Origin of the sequence: Binatus sp. (SeqCode) (assembly GCF_050013435.1) — a bacterium.
GTDB lineage: Bacteria > Desulfobacterota > Binatia > Binatales > Binataceae > Binatus.
In genome coordinates, this window is the sequence record NZ_JBEKFG010000046.1 from 20,819 (window position 1) to 27,135 (window position 6,317).

The 6,317-nt window shown below is 64.7% G+C and carries 5 protein-coding genes; all 5 read right to left on the minus strand.

The window, feature by feature from the left end:
- Positions 1 to 5: 5 nt before the first annotated feature.
- Genes ABSB13_RS10630 through alr form a run of 5 tightly spaced genes read right to left on the minus strand, consistent with a single transcriptional unit; the run spans position 6 to position 6,060 of the window.
- Positions 6 to 1,301, minus strand: a complete 1,296-nt coding sequence (locus ABSB13_RS10630) for a DUF1015 domain-containing protein (RefSeq protein ID WP_428108019.1) — start codon at positions 1,299 to 1,301, stop codon at positions 6 to 8.
- Complete coding sequence (locus tag ABSB13_RS10635) at positions 1,298 to 1,954, minus strand: L-threonylcarbamoyladenylate synthase (RefSeq protein ID WP_428108020.1); 657 nt, start codon at positions 1,952 to 1,954, stop codon at positions 1,298 to 1,300. The genes ABSB13_RS10630 and ABSB13_RS10635 overlap by 4 nt, the downstream gene beginning before the upstream one ends.
- Before the next feature lie 27 nt (positions 1,955 to 1,981).
- On the minus strand, positions 1,982 to 3,319 hold the full coding sequence (gene purD / locus ABSB13_RS10640) for a phosphoribosylamine--glycine ligase (RefSeq protein WP_428108023.1): 1,338 nt from the start codon (positions 3,317 to 3,319) through the stop codon (positions 1,982 to 1,984).
- Between the two features lie 14 nt (positions 3,320 to 3,333).
- Positions 3,334 to 4,902 (minus strand): bifunctional phosphoribosylaminoimidazolecarboxamide formyltransferase/IMP cyclohydrolase, encoded by a 1,569-nt coding sequence (gene purH / locus ABSB13_RS10645; protein WP_428108025.1) that lies wholly within the window; start codon positions 4,900 to 4,902, stop codon positions 3,334 to 3,336.
- Positions 4,903 to 4,932: 30 nt separating this feature from the next.
- Positions 4,933 to 6,060, minus strand: coding sequence for an alanine racemase (gene alr, locus ABSB13_RS10650; RefSeq protein WP_428108028.1), 1,128 nt, complete (start codon positions 6,058 to 6,060; stop codon positions 4,933 to 4,935).
- Positions 6,061 to 6,317 lie beyond the last annotated feature (257 nt).

The following is a 6,317-nucleotide window of genomic DNA, read 5'->3' on the forward strand; positions in this document are numbered from 1 at the left end:
GGAAATCATTCGCCGTCGAACAGCGGATTCATCACCAGGCCGGTCAGCAGCTTGGGATAAAAGTAAGTCGACTTCTCAGGCATTGTCGCGCCCGCGTCGCTCACCCGCTCGACGTCCTGGATCGACGGCGGATTCATCAGGAACGCACCGTCGGCATGTCCCTGCGCGACTGCGCCGAGCGCGCCGTCGATTTCGATCGTGTATTCGATGTTTCCGCCTTTGCGAATCTCGCCTGGGCCGAGGCCGAATATTCGATCGAACACCAGCGCGTGCAGAACCGACACGTCCAGGCGCCGAACCTCGTCGGCCGCGTCGGGCATCGCGGCCTTCATCGCGCTGCGGCTGCGCAGCCGCAGGATTAAGTAGTTGGCGCTTCCCTTCAACGTCACGCCGATTGCGCCAGCGCCCAAATCGTCCAGGCGAGCGCGAAATGTGTCGCTATGCGCGATTTCCTCGACATTGAATACTTCGCGCGCGCGCCGCGTGAAAGACGCGATCGCGTCGGCGGGCAGCGATTTCACCACCCGATGGGTCGGCAGAATCACCAGCCCCGGATCGTCGCACGCCACCAGCGTCATCATCGTATAGTCATACGGCTGCGGCTCGCTGGAGGCATTCTCGTGGCGCCGGGCGCGGCGATAATTCAGCGCGGTTTCGTAGCGATGGTGTCCGTCGGCGATCAACAAGCGGGGCGATTCGAGTTCGCGCTGAACGACCGCGACTTCGCCGTCCGCCTCGATTGGCCGCAGCTCGTTGCGGATCCCCAGGTCATCGACGAGATCGATCAGCGGCTCGCGCGCGGCCACCTGCTCGCGCAACCGGTCGAGCTCGGGATGCGTGCCCGAGTACAGCGAGAAGATCGAGCTGGTGTTGACCTGAAGCGCGGTCAGCAGCCGCAGACGGTCCTCCTTCGCGGCTGGAAATGTTCGCTCGTGCGGCACGATGCGCCCGCGATCGAATTCCTCGAGGCGGACTCGCGCGATAAATCCGGTGCGATGAAGCATCCGGCCCTCGACGTTGAAGGTCTGCGTGTATTGATAAATCGCCGGTCGCGCCGACCGCTCGACGACGCCTGCCGCCAGCCACTCCGCGAAAGTTTTTTCCGCCGCGCCGTAGCGATCCGCTTCGCGGCCAAGTTCGAGCCGCACGACGTTGTACGGGCTGCGTTCGTAAAGTTGTTTCTGCCGCGCCGCGCCGATCAAATCGTACGGGGGCGCCACGACCAGCGCCGGTTCACCGGCAATTTGGCGATTATACATCAGCGCGCGAAATGGCTCGATCCGTTTGCCGAGCGCGCTCATTTCAGTGCGTCTCCCGCCAGCGCGGCCGCGATCTGATCTTCCGAAATCGCTCCAATTCTCACCATTATCCACTCGCTTTCCTTGACCGCGACGACCGTGCTGGGCGCCGACGCCGGCAGTTTTCCACCTTCAAGGTAAACTTTAACTTTTCCGCCCAGCTCCGCGCGCGCTTCGTCGAGCGTGGTGGCCGGCGCCTTCCCGACCAGGTTTGCGCTGGTCGCCGTGATTGGCCGCCCGATTGCCGCGCTGAGTGCGCGTGCCACCGGATTTGGCGATACGCGCACACCGACGCCGTCGGGTCCGGTCAGCTCCGGCGCCAGGTCTTCGCGCGCCGGCAAAACGATTGTCAGCGGTCCCGGCCAGAATGCGCCGGCGAGCCGCCGCGCATCGATCGGTATTTCGCGCGCCACCGAAAATGCCATCGCAGTGTCCGCCGCGATCAATCCGACCGGACGTCCCGGCTCGCGGCCCTTCACTCGGAACAGGCGGCGCAGCGCGGTGGATGAAAACGCGTCGGCGCCGAGCGCGTAGAACGTCTCGGTCGGATAGACGACCAGCTCGCCCGCCTTCAACGCCGCTATTCCATCGTCGAGCCCAAACACCGCGGCGCGGGCGGGCGGCTTTTTTGGCGTGGTTGGCGATGAGCGCGACAAGTGACGATCAGACTCCTGCGACGGCGATTATACGGAACCGGCGCCGCCGCTCGTAGCGTGCACGAGTGCGCGGCGAGCAATGTCGCGGCGGAAATGACGTCCCTCGAACTCGATCATTTCGGCCGCTTGGTACGCGGCATCGACCGCCGTCGCCAGCTCCGGCGCCATCGCGGTCACCGTCAACACGCGGCCGCCGTCGGTCACCAATTGTCCGTCGCGCATCGCGGTGCCCGCATGGAAAACCTTTACCCGAATCCGGCGCATCGCCCATTTGATCTTGATGTCCGAGGGGAGGTTGCCTTCGAGCCGATCGAGCCCGCTGATCGCAATTCCCTTTTTGTAGTCACCGGGGTATCCGCCCGACGCGAGCACGATCGCGACCGAGCTGCGGGGCGAGAGCCTGATCGCCGCATTGGCGACTTTTCCGTCGGCGGCAGCGAGCAGGTTCTGCGCCAGGTCGCTGTCCAGCCGCATCATCAGCGCTTCGCATTCCGGATCGCCAAAGCGGACGTTGAACTCGAGCACGTTGATTCGTTCCCCGTCGATCATCAATCCCACGAACAGCAGCCCGCGAAACGGATTTCCGCGCGCGTTCATCGCCGCCAGGGTCGGCGCGACCACCTCGCGCATCACGCGCGCCTCTAGCTCGGGGCCGAATTGCGGCACCGGCGAATACGCGCCCATCCCGCCGGTGTTGGGACCTCGATCGTCGTCGAAGACCGCCTTGTGATCCTGAAAGGTGCCGAGCGGGATCGCGTTTTCGCCGTCGCACAGCGCGAAAAATGAAACTTCCTCGCCGCTGAGAAACTCCTCGACGATCACGCGATTGCCCGCCGCTCCGAAGCGCCGCCGCTCCATCGCATCATCGATCGCATCCAGCGCCGCCTTCGCGTCGTGGCAGATGACCACGCCCTTTCCAAGCGCGAGCCCGTCCGCCTTGACGACCATCGGTCCCGTGCGCGCCTTCACATAACGCCGCGCGGACTCGGCGTCGTCGAATGCGGCGAAACCGGCGGTGGGCACGCCCGCCTCGCGCATGATCGTTTTCGCAAACGACTTGCTGGTTTCGAGCTGCGCCGCGGCCGCGGTCGGCCCGAATATTTTAAGTCCCGCGTGCGTGAACCGATCGACGATGCCGGCGGCGAGCGGATCTTCCGGACCGACCACGGTCAGATCGACCGCGTTCGACTTCGCGAATTCCACCAGCGCGGCAACGTCGGTCGGGGCGATCGGCACCGCTTGCGCGATCTGATCGATCCCCGGATTTCCGCTCGCGCAAAATATCTTCTGCACGGTCTGGCTCTGATGAAGCCGCCATACCAGCGAGTGCTCGCGCCCGCCCTTGCCTATAACCAGTACTTTCATCGCCCGGCGCGCACCTAATGCCTGAAGTGGCGCACCCCCGTGAAGACCATCGCGAGCCCGAATTTGTCCGCCGCCGCGATCACTTCATCGTCGCGCACGGCGCCGCCGGGTTGCGCGATCGCCGTCGCGCCTGCCTCGGCCGCGAGCGTCGGGCCGTCGGGAAAAGGAAACAGCGCTTCGGAGACGAGCACGGAACCTTCGAGCGCGACTTTGAGCCGCGCCGCTTTCTCGCGCGCGGCGTATACCGGATCGATCCGCGAGGTTGCGCCGCCGCCGACCGCGAGCGTGCGATCTTCCGCGACGAACGCGATCGCGTTGGACTTGATATGCTTGCAGACCTTGATTCCGAACGTGAGCGCGCGCATCTCGGCGTCGGTGGGCCGCCGCCGCGTCACGATTTTGGCTTCGCGCGGATCTTCGATCGCCAGGTCCGGAGTCTGCACCAGCAATCCGCCGAGCACCTTCTTGACGTCAAGCTCGTTGCGGTCCACCGCGGCCGGATTGAAGGTCATCACGCGACGATTTTTCTTTTTGCGCAGGAACGAGATCACCTCGTCCGGATACGCGGGGCCGATCAGCACCTCGGTGAATAATTCATCGACGGCGCGCGCGAACGCCATGTCCCACGGCCGGTTCGCGATGATTATACCGCCGAACGGCGAATCCGGATCGGTCGCGAACGCCTTGTCCCACGCGCCCTTGAGCGTATCGGCAACCCCCACGCCACACGGCGTGTTGTGCTTCAGGATCGCCACCACCGCGCGCCGCTCGCCCTCGAACTCCAGCATCAGGTTCATCGCCGAGCTGATGTCGACCACGTTGTTGAACGACAACTCCTTGCCGTGAAGCTGATGCGCGATCTCGAGGAAGCGGCCGTACAGCGCGCCGGTCTGATGCGGATTCTCGCCGTAGCGCAGCGCCTGTTCGCGCTCGAGCGCAAGGCTGAAGGTCTCGCCGAGAGGCGAGTCGGCGCCGCCGCCGGCATGCGTGCCGAGATAATTTGAGATTGCCGCGTCGTACGCGGTCACGCGCGCGAATGCCTTGCGCGCCAGGCGCCATCGCGTGTCCGCGGTGATCGCGCCCTGGTGCGAGTCGAGCTCGGCGGCGACGGCGGCGTAGTCCGCAGCATCGACCACGACGGCGACGTCGCCGTGATTCTTCGCCGCCGCGCGCACCAGCGTGGGTCCGCCGATGTCGATATTTTCGATCGCTTCGTCAAGACTCACGCCGGGCTTCGCGACGGTTTTTTCGAATGGATAGAAATTTACGACTACCAGGTCGATCGGCTCGAGCCGATGCTGCAGCATCTGCCGCTGATGACTCTCGTCGCCGCGCCGCGCGAGGATTGCGCCATGAATCTTCGGATGCAGCGTCTTGACGCGCCCGTCGAGCATCTCGGGCGAGCCGGTGAAACTCTCGACCGATCTGACTTTGACGCCGGCCGCTTCCAGAGCCGCCATGGTGCCCCCGGTCGATACTATTTCCACGCCGTGCCGTTCCAGCGCCTTGGCAAACTCGGCCACCCCCGCCTTGTCCGCGACGCCGATCAGCGCGCGTCTGATCACTACCCTGTCACTGCTCATTGCCGTCTAGCTCCGCATCCAGCTACGCAACTAACTACGAACGACGCGCGGCACCCGCTTGCCGACCGTGCAAAGCATCTCGTACGAAATTGTTTGCGCCAGCCGCGCGACATCGTTCACGCTGATAGTCTCCCCGCCCGATTCCCCCCACAAGATTACCTCATCGCCAACCGACGCGCCCGCGATGTCGGTGATGTCGATCGTCGTCAGGTCCATCGAGACCGCGCCGACCACCGGCGCGCGCGCGCCGCGCACTATCACTTCGCCGCCGTGTTGCAGCCCTCTGCGGTAGCCGTCGGCGTAGCCCACCGGCAGCACGCCGATCAGGCTTTCGCGCGGCGCGACGAAGGTATGCCCGTAGCCCACGCCGCTTCCAGCCGGCGCGCGCTTGATCTGCATCAGCCGAGTCTTGAACGCCATGACGGGCCGCAGCTCGACGCGCTCGCGCACGGCGGCCACCGGCGGCAGGCCGTAGATCGCCAGTCCGGGCCGCGCCAGGTTGAAATGCGAGTCGTGGCGCAGCACCAGTGCCGCCGAATTTGCAACGTGGATGATCGAAGGCTTCATGCCGGCCGCCTTCATCGTATCGATCGCGTGATTAAAGACGCGGAGTTGCGCGTCGGTGATTGGGCTCTTTGGGTCGCCGGCGTTGGCCAGCAGCGTGCACACGCCCTCCAGGCGCACGGCAGATGCGGCCCGGACCGCCTCGATGACATCGGGAATATCCGCCGGCATCACTCCAAGCCGCGTCGCGCCGCTGTCAATCTTGACGTGAATCGGGAAGTCTGTCCGGCCGGCCGATGCGGCCGCGCGGTCGAGCAGTCCGATCATGGAGGCGGCGAAGACAAACGGCGTCAAGTCGAGCGCGACAATCTCGGCCACCTGCTCGGCGAAGAAGCCCGCCTGCAGGTACACGCGCGTGCGAATTCCCGCCTCGCGCAGTTCGCGCGCCTCGTCGAGCGTGGCGACTCCGAAATGACGGCATCCTTCGTCGATCAAGGTGCGCGCCACCGTCACCGCGCCATGCCCATAAGCGTCGGCCTTGACCACGACCATCAACTCACCGTGCGTGGCCACGGCCCGCAGTGCGCGGAAGTTGGAGCGCAGCGCGCCGAGGTCAATCTCGGCGATAGTGGGGCGTTGGGTTTCAATTGCCATCGAAGGGTGAATCTCTCTCTCCGCGCGCACGGACGCAAGCCCGTCCTGCCCATCTTAATTTCACCGGCGGGGTCAGGCGAGGGTTGCGCTGACCCGGGAGCTTTCACGGATACACAGCCGCGTATCCGGCACGGATGGGGGCGCAAGGGTCAGGTTGGCGCGCACTTATCTCCCGCGAAGCAGCGTAAGGGTTCCGCGGAATACATATTAGTAGTATTTCTCAGTTGATTATATTTTCCTCGGTTGACACTAGTAAA